General features: G+C 52.6%; 14 protein-coding genes. 7 read left to right on the top strand and 7 right to left on the bottom strand.

The window, feature by feature from the left end; all coding sequences use genetic code 11:
- Positions 1 to 5: 5 nt before the first annotated feature.
- The 4 genes from hofC to nadC all read right to left on the bottom strand — a co-directional run bounded on the left by hofC (position 6) and on the right by nadC (position 4,118).
- Positions 6 to 1,208, bottom strand: a complete 1,203-nt coding sequence (gene hofC / locus AC5JPW_RS10970; protein ID WP_494240225.1) for a protein transport protein HofC — start codon at positions 1,206 to 1,208, stop codon at positions 6 to 8.
- Positions 1,198 to 2,583, bottom strand: a complete 1,386-nt coding sequence (gspE, locus tag AC5JPW_RS10965; protein WP_494240223.1) for a type II secretion system protein GspE — start codon at positions 2,581 to 2,583, stop codon at positions 1,198 to 1,200. The genes hofC and gspE overlap by 11 nt, the downstream gene beginning before the upstream one ends.
- Positions 2,584 to 2,595: 12 nt before the next feature.
- The gene (ppdD, locus tag AC5JPW_RS10960; protein WP_494240221.1) at positions 2,596 to 3,045 is read right to left on the bottom strand and encodes a prepilin peptidase-dependent pilin; all 450 of its coding nucleotides are present in this window, start codon (positions 3,043 to 3,045) and stop codon (positions 2,596 to 2,598) included.
- A gap of 179 nt (positions 3,046 to 3,224) precedes the next feature.
- Positions 3,225 to 4,118 carry a carboxylating nicotinate-nucleotide diphosphorylase gene (gene nadC / locus AC5JPW_RS10955; protein ID WP_494240220.1) on the bottom strand — a complete coding sequence of 298 codons (894 nt, stop codon included), beginning with the start codon at positions 4,116 to 4,118 and terminating at the stop codon, positions 3,225 to 3,227.
- Between the two features lie 142 nt (positions 4,119 to 4,260).
- Here nadC and ampD point away from each other — a divergent pair, with 142 nt between their 5' ends.
- Together ampD and ampE are read left to right on the top strand one after the other, a co-directional pair.
- Entirely contained in the window at positions 4,261 to 4,824 is a 564-nt protein-coding gene (gene ampD / locus AC5JPW_RS10950) for a 1,6-anhydro-N-acetylmuramyl-L-alanine amidase AmpD (RefSeq protein WP_494240219.1), read from the top strand.
- Entirely contained in the window at positions 4,821 to 5,675 is an 855-nt protein-coding gene (ampE, locus tag AC5JPW_RS10945) for a beta-lactamase regulator AmpE (protein ID WP_494240217.1), read from the top strand. Before ampD ends, ampE begins: the two co-directional genes overlap by 4 nt.
- Positions 5,676 to 5,691: 16 nt before the next feature.
- Here the strand turns inward: ampE and AC5JPW_RS10940 are convergent, their stop codons facing one another.
- From AC5JPW_RS10940 to aroP, 3 genes are all read right to left on the bottom strand, one after another.
- Positions 5,692 to 6,642, bottom strand: coding sequence for a glycoside hydrolase family 43 protein (locus tag AC5JPW_RS10940; protein ID WP_494240216.1), 951 nt, complete (start codon positions 6,640 to 6,642; stop codon positions 5,692 to 5,694).
- Positions 6,639 to 8,045, bottom strand: coding sequence for a glycoside-pentoside-hexuronide (GPH):cation symporter (locus AC5JPW_RS10935; RefSeq protein ID WP_494240214.1), 1,407 nt, complete (start codon positions 8,043 to 8,045; stop codon positions 6,639 to 6,641). Before AC5JPW_RS10935 ends, AC5JPW_RS10940 begins: the two co-directional genes overlap by 4 nt.
- Before the next feature lie 169 nt (positions 8,046 to 8,214).
- A complete protein-coding gene (gene aroP, locus AC5JPW_RS10930; RefSeq protein WP_494240213.1) occupies positions 8,215 to 9,588 on the bottom strand; it encodes an aromatic amino acid transporter AroP in 1,374 nt (457 codons plus the stop codon).
- Positions 9,589 to 10,122: 534 nt separating this feature from the next.
- Here aroP and pdhR point away from each other — a divergent pair.
- From pdhR to AC5JPW_RS10905, 5 genes are all read left to right on the top strand, one after another.
- Entirely contained in the window at positions 10,123 to 10,890 is a 768-nt protein-coding gene (gene pdhR, locus AC5JPW_RS10925; RefSeq protein WP_494240212.1) for a pyruvate dehydrogenase complex transcriptional repressor PdhR, read from the top strand.
- Positions 10,891 to 11,064: 174 nt separating this feature from the next.
- Positions 11,065 to 13,728 (top strand): pyruvate dehydrogenase (acetyl-transferring), homodimeric type, encoded by a 2,664-nt coding sequence (gene aceE, locus AC5JPW_RS10920; RefSeq protein WP_494240211.1) that lies wholly within the window; start codon positions 11,065 to 11,067, stop codon positions 13,726 to 13,728.
- A 14-nt stretch (positions 13,729 to 13,742) separates the two neighbouring features.
- Complete coding sequence (aceF, locus tag AC5JPW_RS10915) at positions 13,743 to 15,641, top strand: pyruvate dehydrogenase complex dihydrolipoyllysine-residue acetyltransferase (RefSeq protein ID WP_494240210.1); 1,899 nt, start codon at positions 13,743 to 13,745, stop codon at positions 15,639 to 15,641.
- Positions 15,642 to 15,816: 175 nt separating this feature from the next.
- Entirely contained in the window at positions 15,817 to 17,241 is a 1,425-nt protein-coding gene (gene lpdA / locus AC5JPW_RS10910) for a dihydrolipoyl dehydrogenase (protein ID WP_494241203.1), read from the top strand.
- 155 nt (positions 17,242 to 17,396) lie between these two features.
- On the top strand, positions 17,397 to 18,821 hold the full coding sequence (locus AC5JPW_RS10905; RefSeq protein ID WP_494240208.1) for a hypothetical protein: 1,425 nt from the start codon (positions 17,397 to 17,399) through the stop codon (positions 18,819 to 18,821).
- The last annotated feature ends 143 nt before the right edge of the window (positions 18,822 to 18,964 follow it).

Raw genomic sequence — 18,964 nt, 5'->3', positions numbered from 1 at the left:
CTGCTTTACCCCGCACCGCTCATCGCGTCGCCCAGATGAAAAATCGGCAGATACATTGCCACAACTAACGTTCCAATAATGATTCCTGTCACGACCAGCAACAGCGGTTCAAGTAACGATGCCAGATTATCAGCCTGGTGCGATGTTTGCTCGCTATGGTGGTTCGCCAGGTTTTGCAGCATGGTATCCAGTGCGCCCGATGTTTCACCGGTTCTCACCAGTTGAATGCAGAGCGGCGTAAACATGCCACTGGCATGCATTGCTGCCGAGATAGCCTGGCCTTGAGTAATATCATGCTGAATAACCTGGATTTTCTCCCTCCACCAGGGGCAGCTCAGTGTGTTACCCACGCTTTCCAAACCTTGCAGAAAGGCAATCCCTGAACGTTGCGTAAGTGCAAGTACCGTGAAAATCTGGCTGAGTCGTTGACCGCGTACTAACTGACCCATCTGCGGGCAGGCGAGAAGGATGCGCTGCCGATATCGCAACCATCCCTGATGTCGCCTCAGCCCTGTTAACACTCCTGCGCCCAGGATGCAGAGTAAAAGGAGTGGGAGGCCGCACTGCTGCATGAGGTCGGCGAAGGCAATAACACCGCGCGTTAAAGCAGGGAGAGGCGTATTAAATGTCTGATAGATGGTGGCAAATTCCGGGAGCACCAGATAGACCATTGCCAGCACAACCACGAATGCCAGTGCGAGAATAATCAGCGGATAGCGCAGTGCTTTTTTCACTTTACGGGCGAGTGCCAGTTGGTTTTTCTGTTGATCCGCAAGCTTGAAACAGCACTCATCGAGATTACCGGTCAGTTCGCCTGTATGCACCATCGCCAGATAAAGCGGTGGAAAGACATCAGGCCACTGCGCCATGGCATCGGAAAAAGGCTGCCCCTGTTCAAGCTTCTCTGCCAGGGTGTAAAGCAATGCTCGCCACTGTAGTGTTGATTGCTGTTGTGAAAGCAAAATCAGGCTTTCGGGTAGTGTGAGTCCTGCCTGCAAAAGCGTGGCGAGTTGACGGATGATTTCGCTGCTATGTTCGCCTCGCCATAGGGTGCTGCGTACGTTCTGGCGCTTGAGCGAGATTGGGTGGATGTGCTGCTGGTGCAAGGCAAGCAGCACCCGTTGACGCTGAACCTCCCAACTTGATCCTTGTACCAGATCGCCCGCCGCATTGATCCCGGTCCAGCTCCAGAGCGCCTTAGTGGTCATCGGGCATCCCCAGTACGCGAACAATTTCTTCGATGCAGGTCAGGCCCTGCTCGACAGCCTGGCACCCATTCTGGAACAGCGTTGTCATCCCCGCTTGTCTGGAGAGGGCTTCGATTTCCCCTGCAGGCAGACCGCTGGCAATGGCGTGGCGAAGGGGGGTATCGACCTCCAGTACCTCAAACAGTGCCACGCGGCCATGAAATCCGTGATAGCAGCGATTGCAACCCGTCGCCTGCCATTGTGGTAAAGGACGCGGCCAAAGTGACGCTGGCACATGGGTGTTCTCCGGCATACGCTGGCGACAGTGAGGACACAATTTTCGTACCAGGCGCTGAGCAATCACCAGTGAGAGGGCTGAAGAGATCATCCATCGGGCCACCCCCATTTGCTGAATACGCACCAGCGTTTCGGTGGTGGAGTTAGTGTGTAATGTAGAGAGGACAAGATGCCCGGTCTGCGCTGCTTTGATCGCAATTTCTGCTGTTTCACCGTCGCGGATCTCACCGATCATGATGATGTCTGGATCCTGTCGCAGCAGGGCCCTGAGGACGGCCTGAAACGTCAGCCCGGCACGGGGGTTAATTTGCGTCTGGTTCAGGCCCGTCAACGGAATCTCCACCGGGTCTTCCACGCTGCAAATATTCACCCCCACATTATTCCGTGCCTGGAGGGCACTGTAGAGCGTTACGGTTTTTCCGCTGCCCGTGGGGCCGGTTACCAGCATCAGCCCCTGTGGTTTATTGAGTGACGCTTTAAACTGAGCGAGTTGTTGTTGTGTCATACCAAGCTGGATGAGATCTAAGGGCTGGCTGACCTGATGTAACAGACGAAGAACCACCTTCTCGCCATGGCGACAGGGGAGGGTTGCGATGCGAAAAGAAACCTCTTGCCCGGCGAGTGTCACACTGAACTGTCCATCCTGCGGTACGCGGCGTTCGGCGATATCCAGATTACCCAGTACTTTTAAACGGGCTGTTAGCGTACTGGCCATGGTGCTGGCGATGGGCGGCAGAGGGTGCAGTACACCGTCCACCCGCAGGCGGATGCGGTAGCGGTGTTCACCGGGTTCGAAGTGAATATCCGAAGCGCGCTGGGCCAGTGCTTGCTCAAGCGTCTGATTCAGTAATGCCACCGCTGATCCTGATTCTTCCTGAACAACGGGCGTTGGGGAGTCATTCGCCTGCTGAAGATGGCTGTCCATCTGCTCCTGGGTCCAGCACTCGATATCCACACGTCTTTGAGTCGCGAACCGGAGTGCTTCCAGCAATTCATTCGCCGGTTCACCGACGACGGCAATATTGAGCATGTGTGTATCGCTGTTAAGCAAGATGGCGCGATGCCGCTTACACAAGGTGTTCAGTTTATCCTGTTGCATAGCCACGTCTCCTTACTGGCTGTTTACACGAAAGACATCTTCACAGGCTTGTTTCAGCGATTCATTGTTCGTCGTTTCGCAAGTGCGCGACCAACCAGCCATCCCGCTGTTGTTGTTCCATTGTGGTGTCATCACTACCCGCATACCGGTAAGGCTCTCCTGGCCAGTAAGCGCAATAACCCCTTTGGTCACGGTCATGGCGGAGACATAGCGAGTAGTTGCCGGGCTGGGAATGCCGTTGGTACCGCTGTTGCAACTGTCAACGCCACCATGATCGAGTGCGCACAGTTCCACTGCGGTGCGGTAGGGCACAAAGGTTTGCAACATGTCGGTCATCGCGGCTTTGCGCAGGTAGTTCTGGTAGGCGGGAATACCGATGGCGCTCAGTATGGCAATAATGCCGATGACGACCATCAGCTCAATTAAGGTGAATCCTCGTTGTCTGTCCGTTTTCTGCTTCATGTTTCGCTCCTTGGATGAATGGAGGCCACTTTGGCAGCAGAAGAGAAGGCAGACGACTGGGGAAAATGCTGAGTGTGGACGGAGATTCAGCCGTTTTTAACGCTGTTGCATTGGGTAGAGGAACGCTTACGAGCGGGATCGCAAAACCCCCCACCCGCAGGAGAGGGGCTGACTGCTAATTAACGAAAACGCATCGACAAATCCAGCGCACGCACATGTTTAGTCAGTGCGCCGACGGAGATAAAATCAACGCCGGTTTCAGCGAATTCTCGGATAGTCTCAAACGTCACATTACCGGAAACTTCAAGACGTGCCTGCCCATTGGTACGTTTTACGGCTTCGCGCATTTGCTCCGTCTTGAAGTTGTCGAGCATGATGATATCGGCACCCGCTTTTAGTGCATCGTCCAGCTCATCCAGCGTTTCGACTTCCACTTCAACCGGCACGTCAGGGTGCAACCAGAAGGCCTTTTCGACCGCCTGACGAACAGAACCGGAAGCGATAATGTGGTTCTCTTTAATCAAAAATGCGTCCGAAAGCCCCAGACGATGATTGGCGCCGCCACCGCAGAGAACGGCATATTTCAGCGCCGTGCGCAGGCCCGGCAGAGTTTTACGTGTATCCAGTAGCTGGGTTTTCGTGCCATCTAACAGTGCAACATAGCGGCTGACTTCACTTGCAACGCCTGACAGGGTTTGCACGAAATTGAGCGCGGTACGTTCACCGGTCAGCAGGACCCGTGACGGTCCTTGCAGCTCAAAGAGTGGCTGATCGGGCGTCACGGCATCGCCATCAGCCACATGCCAGGTAATCTGGACATCGTCGCCCGAAAGCTGGATAAAGACCTCTTCGACCCAACGCTTGCCGCAAAAAACACCCTCTTCACGGGTAATGATGACCGCGTGAGACTGGTTGTCTGCCGGCAACAATTGCGCGGTAATATCGTTACTGGCATCCACTTCGCCGCCCAGATCTTCGCGCAGGGCTTGCGCGACGGCAGCGGGGATGTCCAGTTCAATGCGTTGCAAAAGCGCGTCACGTCGAAGATCGGGGTTGTAACGGCGAGGCGGCATGATAAAACTCCAAAAAGGGTAGCGAATCAGAAAGTTAGCGTGTGTTCTGTTATTGAGGATATGCTCAACTTACAATGACAGGACAGCGTATGAACATGCTACTCTAGAGCGTGTATGAGCACCATAAATAAGGAGATTCTGCATGCTGTTAAAACAGGGCTGGCTGGTGGACGCGCGACACGTACCGTCTCCTCACTATGACTGCCGTCCCGATGACGAAGCCCCCTCGCTGCTGGTGGTGCACAATATCAGCTTGCCCCCTGGCGAGTTTGGCGGCCCCTGGATTGATGCGCTTTTCACCGGTACGCTGGATCCTGATGCTCATCCTTTTTTTGCTGAAATTGTCCACCTTCGGGTGTCCGCACACTGTTTAATTCGCCGGGATGGTGAGATTGTTCAGTACGTTCCTTTTGATAAGCGCGCCTGGCATGCGGGTATTTCGGTGTATGAAGGACGTGAGCGTTGCAATGATTTTTCTATCGGTATTGAGCTGGAAGGGACGGACAACCTGGCCTATACCGATGCGCAATATACACAACTGGCAAAGGTGACCTGTGCACTGATCGGTCTTTATCCGATGATCGCCAGTAACATGACCGGGCATAGCGACATTGCCCCCGTCCGTAAGACCGACCCCGGCCCGGCATTTGACTGGGATCGTTTTCGTGCACTTGTGACGGATAAATCAGATAAGGAGATGCCATGACATTGTTTACCATGCTGCTGGTACTGATTGCCGAGCGGCTATTTAAACTCGGTGAGCACTGGCACCTGGACCACCGTCTGGAGGTGCTGTTCCGTAGAATTAAGCACTACTCCATCGTACGTACGTTACTGATGACCGCCGGTGCCATGTTAGTGACGTTCCTTATTCTGCGTGCGCTGACGGGGCTCTTTTTTAACGTGCCGCTACTGGTGGTCTGGATCCTGCTCGGCCTGTTGTGCATCGGGGCTGGCAAAGTACGCATGCACTACCACGCCTATCTGAAAGCTGCCTCACGTAATGACGAGCATGCGCATAGTGCAATGGCGAACGAACTGACGCTGATCCACGGTGTACCGCCAGGATGCAGTGAGCGTGAATATCTTCGTGAGCTGCAAAACGCGCTGCTGTGGATTAACTTTCGCTATTACCTTGCCCCGCTGTTCTGGTTTATCGTGGGGGGCGTTTGGGCACCGGTAACGCTGGTGGGGTACTGTTTCCTGCGAGCCTTACAATCCTGGCTGGCGCGATATCAAACGCCCAATGAGCGTCAACAGTCCGGTGTTGATGCCATCTTGCATGTACTGGACTGGATCCCGGTTCGCCTGGCTGGCGTGTTTTATGCGTTGATTGGTCACGGTGAAAAAGCGCTACCCGCCTGGTTTGCTTCTTTGGCGGACAAGCACTCTTCGCAATATCAGGTGCTCACGCGCCTTGCGCAGTTTTCACTGGCGCGTGAACCTCATATGGATAAGGTCGAGACACCGAAAGCCGCTGTTTCGATGGCGAAAAAGACCTCGTTTGTGGTGGTCGTCGTGGTCGCTCTGCTCACGATTTACGGTACGCTGATTTAACCGCGCGCCATAAAGGTTATTGCGTATCCGCAGACGGGATGCCGAAGTCGGGCATCCCGTTTTCTTGCCAACGAATAAGCTTCAACCGGGTATGGCGATTCGGGTCATACAGCGGGTCACCTTCAATTTCGGTGTAATTCCGTGCGTGATACACCAGTACATCTTCACCTGATTCCGTTTGCGTAAAGCTGTTATGACCAGGGCCATACTGGCGATTTTCATAACTGGTTCTGAACACCGGCTCTGCTGATTTGTGCCAGTTTGCCGGGTTTTGCGGGTTGGCGTTGATATCAATCCACAGCAATCCCATGCAGTAGTTTTCATCGGTGGCGCTGGCAGAGTAGCTGATAAACAGCTTGTCGCCGTGGGACAGCACCGCGGGCCCTTCGTTGACCAGAAAGCCACGACACTCCCAGTCAAATTCAGGCTTACTCAACATGACGGGCTCGCCCTTGAGCGTCCAGGGATTCTCCATTTCCGCCAGATAGAGGTTTGAGTTACCCGCAATGTGCGGGGATTTCTGTGCCCACAGATACCAGCGTTTGCCCTGATGAACGAAGGTGGTCGCGTCGAGTGCAAAGGTATCGAAAGGCGTTTTGACCTGACCTTTTTCTACCCAGTTTCCGCTCAACGGATCGGCATCGGCACACTCCAGCACGAACATCCGGTGCTGGAACATGTTCAATGCATCCAGCGCTTTGGTCCAGGTGGCAGCAAAGTAGAGATACCACTTGCCATCAATATGATGCAGTTCTGGTGCCCAGATGAGTTCGCTCATTGGGCCGGTTGTGGGTTTACGCCAGACGGTCAACCCCTCGGTATCCCGCAGGCCCGCCAATGATGTCGCCCGGCGAATTTCAAGCCGGTCGTACTCAGGCACTGAAGCCACAAAATAGTAGCTGCCCTCGTGATGGAGGATGTAGGGATCGGCGCGCTGTTCAATAAAAGGATTTGGCCAGTTCATCATGCTTTCCTTGCTTGTTCGCTCATCGGTACGGTCTGGGTTTCACTCAGTTCGTGGTAGTTAACCCGACGTTTTTCGAGATCCGCCTGAATGGTTTTCATCAGTTCACGGTCCACTTTCAGCAGACGAACCACGCCCGCCGTAATCAGGTAGCCCACGCCCGGAATGATCGTGAAGAGCAGCACAATGCCATTAACGGCACTTGGGCTTTGTGCTTTAGCGCCCGCATCATAACCGTACCAGGAGAGCAGGAAGCCGACCATCGCACCGGCCACCGCGAGGCCCACTTTCAGGAAGAACAGGTTACCGGAGAAGCTGATGCCGGTAATACGTTTGCCGGTTTTCCACTCGCCGTAATCATCGACGTCCGCCATCAGTGACCAGTGCAGCGGTGACGGGATCTGATGCAGGATGTTAAGCAGGAAGTAGAGCGCCACAATCATCATGGTGGCTTTTGGGTCGAAGAAATAGAAGGCGCAGGAGAAAATGGCCAGCGCGATATTGGTCCAGAAGAAGACTTTCAGTTTGCACCAGCGGTCGGTGAGCACCTTCGCCAGCATGCTGCCGATCATCATTCCCACCACGCCCAGGCTAATGAAAATGGTGGCGAAATGGGTGCTTTCACCCATTACCCAGGTGACGTAGTACATGGTGGCTGCCATGCGAATAAAGCCAGGGCAGACGTTACACAGCGTGAGCAGCAAAATCCGCACCCACTGGTCATTTTTCCACACGTCCTTCATGTCTTTCTTCATGTCGTCATTGGTCGGCACCGCTGGACGAACACGTTCACGCACCGTGGCAAAGCAGAAGAGGAACATGCACATGCCGATAAACGCCAGCACCGTCATCGCCATCTGATAGCCTTTGGCTTTGTCTTCGCCGCCGAACCATTCCGCCATCGGCAGCAGCGTCAATGACAGCAATAGGGTGGCAATCCCCACCATCACAAAGCGATAGGATTGACAGGCTACGCGTTCTTTCGGGTCATTAGTGATCACGCCGCCCAATGAACAGTATGGAATATTGATGGCGGTATAGGTCAGAGAGAGCAGGAAGTAGGTAATAAAGGCATAGATAACTTTGCTATTGTAGGTCCAGTCAGGGGTGGTAAACATCAACACGCTGAAGACCGCATAGGGTAAGGCTATCCATAATAGCCAGGGGCGAAAACGACCGTACTTACTCTGGGTACGATCCGCGATTGCGCCCATTATCGGGTCGGTTATCGCGTCGATAACGCGAATTGAAAGCAGCAAAACGCCGACGAGTGCCGGTGCCAGTCCGAAAATATCAGTATAGAAATAGTTAACAAACAACATGATAGCGCCGAAGATGATGTTGCACCCGGCGTCGCCCATGCCATAGCCGATTTTCTCTTTAACAGACAGTCTAGTCGTGTCCATTGGTGATACTCCCAGTGAGATGTGGGAATAATTATTCGCCTGCTACCCATAATTTGCGTTACAGGATGTTGGCAGAGACATGGACAAAATGGCTATGTAAAGGAAAGTGTGAGGAAGGTAACATTAGGATAACAACCCTCTCCCGGGCGGGAGAGGGAAGGAGAGGCAATTAGTTGGCTTTCACCGCTTTTGCCGTTTTCTGTTTAAACATGTAGCCGATACCCAGAATCACCAGCCAGACCGGGATCAGATAGACGGAGATCGCCATCCCGTCAGTCATCAGCATAATAACCAGAACAGCCGCCATAAAGACCAGACAGATCCAGTTACCCAGCGGGTAGAGCAGCGCCGGGAAGCGGGTGGTCACACCCTGCTGTTGCTTGGCACGACGGAACTTCATGTGCGCGAGGCTAATCATCGCCCAGTTGATCACCAGTGCAGAAACCACCAGCGCCATCAGTAGACCAAAAGCGGATTCCGGGGCCATGTAGTTGATCAACACACAGAGTGCCGTGACCAGCGCAGAAACGATGATGGTGTTAACAGGCACGCCGCGTTTATCGACGCTCAGCAGGGCTTTCGGGGCGTTGCCCTGTTGTGCCAGGCCGAACAGCATACGGCTGTTACAGTAAACGCAGCTGTTATAAACAGACAGCGCCGCAGTCAGTACCACAATGTTCAGGGCGTTTGCCACGAAGGTATCGCCCAGCTCGTGGAAAATCAGCACGAACGGACTGGTGTCAGCGGTAACGCGGGTCCACGGCATCAGAGAGAGCAGGACAGCCAGGGAACCCACATAGAAAATCAGGATGCGATAGATAACCTGGTTGGTGGCTTTCGGGATGCTCTCTTGCGGGTTATCAGCTTCGGCGGCGGTGATACCGACGAGCTCCAGACCGCCGAAGGAGAACATGATAATCGCCATCATCATCACCAGCCCCGACATGCCGTTTGGCAGGAAGCCGCCCTGTTCCCACAGGTTACGTACTGTTGCCTGCGGGCCTGCACTTCCGCTGAACAGCAACCAGCCGCCGAACAGGATCATGGCCACAACGGCAACGACTTTAATAATGGCAAACCAAAACTCCATTTCACCAAACACTTTTACGTTGGTCAGGTTAATGGCATTGATGGCGATAAAGAATACGGCAGCAGAAACCCAGGTAGGAATTTCAGGCCACCAGAACTGGATATATTTGCCGACAGCCGTTAATTCGGCCATCGCCACCAGAACGTATAAAACCCAGTAGTTCCAGCCAGAGGCAAAACCCGCGAACCCGCCCCAGTATTTATAAGCAAAGTGGCTAAAAGAACCTGCAACCGGTTCCTCAACAACCATTTCGCCCAACTGACGCATAATCAGAAAAGCAATAAAACCTGCGATGGCATAACCCAGAATAATACCCGGGCCTGCCGATTTGATGACTGACGCGCTGCCCAGAAACAGCCCAGTCCCGATAGCACCACCCAGCGCGATAAGCTGTATATGGCGGTTCTTAAGGCCGCGCTTAAGCTGATCGCCGTGCTGTTGACCTTCCATCATGAAACCTCGTGTGTGGTTATTATGTGTACGCTGTCGTTTGCGTGTAATTAAGTAATTCCATTTTTTGTATTGTTTTATTTACGAAGCGCTGACGTGAATTTTCACCCATCCCTTTCGTACGGCTCAGAATAGTGGTAAGCGCCAGTGTTTGCACCTGCTTTGTGAATGGCAGATGACGACTTGAATAAAAAGAAACCATTTGTAAATTGCTGCTTTATTGCCTGTTTTATAAACAGGTGAGTATTTATTCATTAATTTAACATAAAAAGCGAATTTTATTCATGCTGAACCGGTTCAAACTCGTTTGAATCCGTTTCAATTACGTTAAAATTGCCTCTTAAGTAGTAAAGGAGAGATTTGTGCAACGTTACATGTTTGAAACGTTATTTCTGTAACGTTGTTAAAATGTGCATGGTTTCCTGATTTCAATCAAAACCTGTATGGACAGAAGGTGAATACTTTGTTACTTTAGCGTCACGAATATGAAATTGGTAAGACCAATTTACTCCGGGCGAATGGTAGAGATAGGGAACAATGGCCTACAGCAAAATCCGCCAGCCAAAACTATCCGATGTGATTGAGCAGCAACTGGAGTTTTTGATTCTTGAGGGGACTCTGCGCCCCGGTGAAAAACTTCCTCCAGAACGCGAACTGGCTAAACAGTTTGACGTTTCTCGTCCTTCATTGCGTGAGGCCATCCAGCGTCTCGAAGCGAAAGGGCTCCTGCTTCGTCGCCAGGGTGGCGGTACCTTTGTTCAAAGTAGCCTCTGGCAGAGCTTCAGCGATCCACTCGTCGAATTGCTCTCCGATCATCCCGAATCCCAATTTGATCTGCTTGAGACGCGTCACGCGCTGGAAGGCATTGCCGCTTATTACGCCGCATTGCGCAGTACAGACGAAGACAAGGTCAGAATCGGCGAACTGCATCAGGCCATTGAGCTTGCGCAGCAGTCTGGTGACCTCGACGCTGAATCCAGCGCCGTCGTGCAGTATCAAATCGCTGTAACCGAAGCGGCGCATAATGTGGTGCTACTGCATTTGCTACGCTGCATGGAGCCGATGTTGGCACAGAATGTTCGTGAGAATTTCGAATTGCTCTACGCGCGCCGCGAAATGTTGCCGCTGGTGAGCAAACATCGTAGTAGCGTTTTTGCTGCGATCATGGCCGGCGAGCCGGAAGAAGCGCGTGAAGCGTCGCATCGCCACCTGGCCTTTATCGAAGAGATTTTGCTGGATCGCAGTCGTGAGCAAAGCCGTCGTGAACGTTCACTACGCCGACTCGAACAGCAGCGAAAGAATTAGCATTTTCTGGCGGAGTTTGTGCCGGAAGAGTTGTAACCCTGAGCGCCAAATTTAGAGCGCGGCAACTAAACGCAGAACCTGTCTTATTGTGCTTTTTTGCGTAGATACACATGAAAGTGCAATGGGACAGGTTCCAGACAAATCAACGTATTAGATAGATAAGGAATACCCCCCATGTCAGAACGTTTCCAAAATGACGTGGATCCGATTGAAACTCGCGACTGGCTACAGGCGATCGAATCGGTAATCCGTGAAGAAGGTGTTGAGCGTGCTCAGTATCTGATTGACCAGCTGCTTTCCGAAGCCCGCAAAGGCGGCGTGAAAGTTGCCGCTGGTACCGGAGCTGGCAACTACGTCAACACTATTGCCGTTGAAGACGAACCGGAATACCCGGGGAATCTGGAGCTGGAACGCCGTATTCGTTCGGCCATTCGTTGGAACGCCATCATGACGGTTCTGCGTGCTTCCAAAAAAGACCTCGAGCTGGGCGGCCACATGGCGTCCTTCCAGTCTTCCGCAACCGTGTATGAAGTTTGCTTCAACCACTTCTTCCGTGCTCGTACCGAGAAAGACGGCGGCGACCTGGTTTACTTCCAGGGCCACATCTCTCCGGGCGTCTACGCACGTGCTTTCCTGGAAGGTCGTCTGACTGAAGAGCAGATGAACAACTTCCGTCAGGAAGTTCATGGCAAAGGCCTGTCTTCCTACCCGCACCCGAAACTGATGCCAGAATTCTGGCAGTTCCCGACCGTCTCTATGGGTCTGGGTCCAATCGGTGCTATCTACCAGGCTAAATTCCTGAAATACCTGGAACACCGTGGCCTGAAAGATACCTCTGAGCAGACCGTTTACGCCTTCCTGGGCGACGGTGAAATGGATGAGCCGGAATCTAAAGGTGCGATCACCATCGCGACCCGTGAGAAACTGGACAACCTGTGCTTCATCATCAACTGTAACCTGCAGCGTCTGGATGGTCCGGTAACCGGCAACGGCAAGATCATCAACGAACTGGAAGGCATCTTCGCAGGTGCTGGCTGGAACGTTATCAAAGTGATGTGGGGCGGTCGTTGGGATGAGCTGCTGCGTAAAGACACCAGCGGTAAACTGATCCAGCTGATGAACGAAACCGTTGACGGCGACTATCAGACCTTCAAATCCAAAGACGGCAAATACGTGCGCGAGCACTTCTTCGGTAAATACCCGGAGACCGCAGCACTGGTTGCTGACTGGACTGACGAGCAGATCTGGGCCCTGAACCGTGGTGGTCACGATCCGAAGAAAGTCTACGCTGCACTGAAAAAAGCGCAGGACACCAAAGGCAAAGCAACTGTAATCCTGGCTCATACCATTAAAGGTTATGGCATGGGTGACACCGCCGAAGGTAAAAACATCGCGCACCAGGTTAAGAAAATGAACATGGACGGCGTGCGTTATATCCGCGACCGCTTCAATGTTCCGGTAACCGATGAGCAAGTTGAAAAACTGTCTTACATCACCTTCCCGGAAGGTTCTGAAGAGCACACCTATCTGCACGCACAGCGTCAGAAGCTGAACGGCTACCTGCCGTCTCGTCAGCCTAACTTCTCCGAGAAGCTGGAACTGCCTGCTCTGTCTGACTTCAACCAGTTGCTGGAAGAGCAGAACAAAGAGATCTCCACCACTATCGCTTTCGTTCGTGCCCTGAACGTGATGCTGAAGAACCCGTCTATCAAAGACCGTCTGGTTCCAATCATTGCCGATGAAGCGCGTACCTTCGGTATGGAAGGTCTGTTCCGTCAGATTGGTATCTACAGCCCGAACGGTCAGCAGTACACCCCGCAGGACCGTGAGCAGGTTGCTTACTACAAAGAAGACGAGAAAGGTCAGATTCTGCAGGAAGGTATCAACGAGCTGGGCGCAGGCGCATCCTGGCTGGCTGCTGCAACCTCTTACAGCACCAACAACCTGCCGATGATTCCGTTCTACATCTACTACTCCATGTTCGGTTTCCAGCGTATCGGTGACCTGTGCTGGCAGGCTGGCGACCAACAGGCTCGCGGCTTCCTGGTAGGTGGTACTTCTGGTCGTACGACGCTGAACGGTGAAGGTCTGCAGCACGAAGATGGTCACAGCCACATTCAGTCTCTGACTATCCCGAACTGTATCTCTTACGATCCGTCTTACGCGTACGAAGTTGCGGTCATCATGCATGACGGTCTGACCCGTATGTACGGTGAAGCGCAAGAGAACGTTTACTACTACATCACCACCCTGAACGAAAACTACCACATGCCTGCGATGCCGGAAGGTGCCGAGGAAGGTATCCGTAAAGGTATCTACAAACTGGAAACCGTTGCAGGTTCCAAAGGTAAAGTTCAGCTGCTGGGCTCCGGTTCTATCCTGCGTCACGTTCGTGAAGCTGCGCAGATCCTGGCGAACGACTACGGCGTAGGCTCTGACGTTTATAGCGTCACTTCCTTCACTGAACTGGCACGTGATGGCCAGGATTGTGAGCGCTGGAACATGCTGCACCCGCTGGAAACTCCGCGCGTTCCGTACATCGCTCAGGTGATGAACGACGCTCCGGCTGTAGCATCTACTGACTATATGAAACTGTTCGCTGAGCAGGTTCGTACTTACGTACCGGCTGATGACTATCGCGTACTGGGTACTGACGGCTTCGGTCGTTCTGACAGCCGTGAAAACCTGCGTCACCACTTCGAAGTTGATGCTTCTTATGTGGTTGTTGCAGCACTGGGCGAACTGGCTAAACGTGGCGAAATCGACAAGAAAGTGGTGGCAGAAGCAATCACCAAGTTCAACATCGATGCAGATAAAGTTAACCCGCGTCTGGCATAAGAGGTAAAAGAACAATGGCTATCGAAATCAATGTACCGGACATCGGGGCTGATGAAGTTGAAATCACCGAGATCCTGGTCAAAGTTGGCGACAAAGTAGAAGCAGAACAGTCGCTGATCACCGTAGAAGGCGACAAAGCCTCTATGGAAGTCCCCTCTCCGCAGGCTGGCGTCGTAAAAGAGATCAAAGTCTCTGTCGGCGACAAAACTGAGACTGGCAAACTGATTATGATTTTCGATTCCGCCGACGGTGCAGCAGCTGCTGCACCTGCCAAGGCAGAAGAGAAGAAAGAAGCGGCTCCAGCGGCAGCACCTGCTGCTGCAGCGGCAAAAGACGTTAATGTACCGGACATCGGTGGCGACGAAGTAGAAGTCACTGAAATCATGGTTAAAGTGGGCGACACCGTTGCCGCTGAGCAATCTTTGATCACTGTAGAAGGCGACAAAGCCTCTATGGAAGTTCCGGCTCCGTTCGCGGGCGTCGTTAAAGAGATCAAAATCAGCACCGGTGACAAAGTGTCTACTGGCTCCCTGATCATGGTCTTCGAAGTGGCGGGTGCTGCACCTGCTGCTGCACCAGCACAGGCGGCGGCTCCAGCAGCAGCTGCTCCGGCTGCGGCCGCTGGCGCGAAAGACGTTAACGTACCGGATATCGGCGGTGACGAAGTTGAAGTGACCGAAGTGATGGTGAAAGTGGGTGATAAAGTTGCCGCTGAACAGTCACTGATCACCGTCGAAGGCGACAAAGCGTCTATGGAAGTTCCGGCGCCGTTTGCGGGTACCGTTAAAGAGATCAAAATCAGCACCGGCGACAAAGTGTCTACCGGCTCTCTGATCATGGTCTTCGAAGTGGAAGGCGCTGCGCCTGCTGCGGCCCCGGCTGCCGCCGCTCCGGCACCTACTGCTGCACCGGCTCAGGCAGCTAAACCTGCTGCTGCCCCTGCTGCTAAAGCAGAAGGCAAATCTGAGTTCGCTGAAAACGACGCATACGTCCACGCGACTCCGCTGATTCGCCGTCTGTCCCGTGAATTCGGTGTGAACCTGGCGAAAGTGAAAGGTACGGGTCGTAAAGGCCGTATCCTGCGCGAAGACGTTCAGGCTTACGTTAAAGATGCTATCAAACGTGCTGAATCTGCACCTGCTGCAGGCGCTGCAACTGGCGGTTCTCTGCCTGGTCTGCTGCCGTGGCCGAAAATTGATTTCAGCAAGTTTGGTGAAGTTGAAGAAGTGGAACTGGGCCGTATCCAGAAAATCTCTGGTGCGAACCTGAGTCGTAACTGGGTCGTTATCCCACATGTTACGCACTTCGACAAAACCGATATCACTGACCTGGAAGCGTTCCGTAAGCAGCAGAACGCGGAAGCTGAGAAGCGCAAACTGGACGTGAAATTCACCCCAGTTGTCTTCATCATGAAAGCCGTTGCCGCTGCACTTGAGCAGATGCCACGCTTCAACAGCTCCCTGTCTGAAGACGCGCAACGTCTGACGCTGAAGAAATACATCAACATCGGTGTTGCGGTTGATACCCCGAACGGTCTGGTTGTTCCGGTCTTCAAAGATGTGAACAAGAAGAGCATCACTGAGCTGTCTCGTGAACTGACCGTGATCTCCAAGAAAGCGCGTGATGGCAAGCTGACCGCTGGCGAAATGCAGGGTGGTTGCTTTACTATCTCCAGCATCGGTGGCCTGGGTACTACCCACTTCGCACCGATTGTTAACGCGCCGGAAGTGGCAATCCTGGGTGTCTCCAAGTCTGCGATGGAGCCGGTCTGGAATGGTAAAGAGTTCGTTCCGCGTCTGATGATGCCGATCTCTCTGTCCTTCGACCACCGCGTGATTGACGGTGCTGATGGTGCTCGCTTTATCACCATCATCAACAACACCCTGAGCGATATTCGCCGCCTGGTGATGTAATCGAAAAGCCGGCCAGTCGGCCGGCTTTTTACCTCTTAACCTCACAGTCTCTGTGAGGTTATTAGCGAAACCAGCATTCGTGAGCCGTTTGTTGTTTCAAAATTGTTAACGATTTTGTAAAATACGAGCGGATAGAACGACCCGGTGGACGACGGGTATAAATTAAGAGGTCATGATGAGCACAGAAATCAAAACTCAGGTCGTAGTACTTGGGGCAGGCCCGGCAGGTTACTCCGCAGCGTTCCGTGCAGCGGATTTAGGTCTGGAAACCGTGATCGTAGAACGTTACAGCACCCTCGGCGGTGTTTGTCTGAACGTCGGCTGTATCCCTTCTAAAGCGCTGCTGCACGTAGCAAAAGTTATCGAAGAAGCCAAAGCATTGGCTGAACACGGTATTGTTTTCGGCGAGCCGAAAACCGATATCGACAAAATTCGTACCTGGAAAGAGAAAGTTATCACTCAGCTTACCGGCGGCCTGGCAGGCATGGCGAAAGGTCGTAAAGTGAAAGTGGTTAACGGTCTGGGTAAATTTACCGGTGCCAACACTCTGGAAGTAGAAGGCGAAAACGGCAAAACCGTGATCAACTTCGACAACGCAATCATCGCGGCGGGTTCCCGTCCGATCGAACTGCCGTTCATTCCGCATGAAGATCCGCGCGTTTGGGATTCCACCGACGCACTGGAACTGAAAACTGTTCCTAAACGCCTGCTGGTTATGGGTGGCGGTATCATCGGCCTGGAAATGGGTACCGTATACCATGCTCTGGGCTCAGAGATTGACGTGGTTGAAATGTTCGACCAGGTTATCCCGGCTGCAGACAAAGACATCGTTAAAGTCTTCACCAAACGCATCAGCAAGAAATTCAACCTGATGCTGGAAACCAAAGTCACTGCCGTTGAAGCAAAAGAAGACGGTATTTACGTTTCCATGGAAGGCAAAAAAGCACCTGCTGAAGCACAGCGTTACGATGCCGTACTGGTCGCTATCGGTCGTGTACCGAACGGTAAGAACCTCGACGCAGGCAAAGCTGGCGTTGAAGTCGACGACCGTGGCTTCATCCGCGTAGACAAACAGCTGCGCACCAACGTACCGCACATTTTTGCTATCGGCGATATCGTCGGTCAGCCGATGCTGGCGCACAAAGGTGTTCACGAAGGTCACGTTGCCGCTGAAGTCATTTCTGGTAAGAAGCACTACTTCGATCCGAAAGTGATCCCGTCCATCGCGTACACCGAGCCAGAAGTTGCCTGGGTTGGTCTGACCGAGAAAGAAGCGAAAGAGAAAGGCATCAGCTACGAAACCGCCACCTTCCCGTGGGCTGCTTCTGGCCGTGCTATCGCTTCCGACTGTGCTGATGGTATGACCAAACTGATCTTCGACAAAGAGACTCACCGTGTTATCGGTGGCGCTATTGTCGGCACCAACGGCGGCGAGCTGCTGGGTGAAATCGGTCTGGCTATCGAAATGGGCTGTGACGCTGAAGACATCGCACTGACCATCCATGCGCACCCGACTCTGCACGAGTCCGTGGGCCTGGCCGCTGAAGTGTTCGAAGGTAGCATCACCGACCTGCCGAACCCGAAAGCGAAGAAAAAGTAATTTCGCTTCATGCCAAGCGCCTCTTCGGAGGCGTTTTTTTTGCCCAAAATCCGTGATCTATCTCTCTTTTTTTCGCCTTTAGCATAAAATTTACCCAACTCCTGCCGATGTAATAGCACTGAATCTATATCGACGAGATAGGGAGTTTTATCGTCATGGTTACCGGAATTAAATCGCCTTTGTCGACTATGTTATCGAACATGTCGTCTTCCACCCGTGTGGGTACGCCGCGGGTAACCAATACTGCCGCTTTGCCCGCTGCGGCAAATGCTTCAACCAAAGTGACATTTGGCAGCCAGACGCAGGCCATAGCTGCTATTTACAGCTTGTCGCCACAAAAAGTCAGCGCCAGCGCATCCACTGAATCTAATTCGGCGATTCAGGATCTGATGCAGTCCGCTTTAGGTGGGAGTTCTGTTTCGTCATTCAGCAGCCTGGGGCGCGCGCTACTCGACAATCTGAAAGAGAATCGGGGTGATTTTTCACAAGCCGTGACGGGAACAGATACAGAGATGAGCTCTGCTTCAGGCAGCAAATCCGCTATCTCTCTGGATATCACGACCCGTTCGGGTTCCACACTACATCTTACTCTGACGAAACAGGGTGATGGTATTGCGGTCTCCGTTAAAACGGAGGGCAATCAACTTAATGATGATGAAGCAGAAGCGGTAGCTTCGTTGGGCAAAGCGTTCCAGTCGGTTCTGGATGGACTGAGCAAGCAGCCACCTGAGCTTGATATTTCTGGACTGACAAAGTTTAACAGCAACGTGCTGAAATCCGTCGACCTGAAAACTGATGTTCGTAATGGTGATGACTCACTGCAGTCACTCAACTTCCACACCGACAGTGATGAGAGCTGGGTGGCCTATCAGGACGCCGACTTCTCTCTGAAAATGACCAGCGATCGCAGCTCCAGTAATGACCCGGGCGATCGGGTTGCGCAGCAAATCGCGCTGGCGGCCTACGATAAACAGTTTGATAAAGCACGTCTTGACGGGCACGGTGACAGGAACCAGATGGAGCTGCTCAAGTCAGTGTTCCATGCGTTGAATACACCGCAAAGCGAAGGGATTGATATCACAGGTAAGAGTGCTGAAGTTCGTGCCGACAGTGGTAGCAGTACACCGTCTAATGGGCTGAATGATTTCTCTCTTTCGTTGACGCAGACGTCGAAATCAATTAACCCGGCTCGTGCAGATGAAAAAGAGAGTTTCTCTTACCAGGCGTCTCAAACCACCGAAGAGAGCCGAAGCTATGATGGTTCGCGCAGCGTGAAACAGACGGCGCACAACCACTTAAGCGCGTCCTGGTACCAACAACTGGACCCGTCCATTCCGTTGTCGCTGAATAAAGATAAGACGTCGCAAAACTATATTTACCACACGCTGGAAAATGATGAAATCAACACCACGACCCTGAATTACAACGCTAAGGGGTTGCTGGCGAGCATCAAAAATCAGACTCAGGTAAACAACCTGGAAACGATGAAGAAATACGTGATGGGCGATCTGGTGGATGAAATCAATACGCCAGAAAAATACAATCGTGAGACGCTTAAAAAGTTGCTGAATGACATGTAGGTTAATGATAAATGGTCCTTCGGGGCCATTTAGTATGGTTTCTAACGTGTAATCTGTTCCCACAAAACCTGATTTCCTCTGCTTTATTCTGCCCTTAACGATTCAGCCAATTTTTAATGTTGCTTTTTTGTAAACAGATTAAC

This window comes from Phytobacter sp. (assembly GCF_059074235.1).
This window is presented reverse-complemented; position numbering and strand designations above follow the sequence as displayed.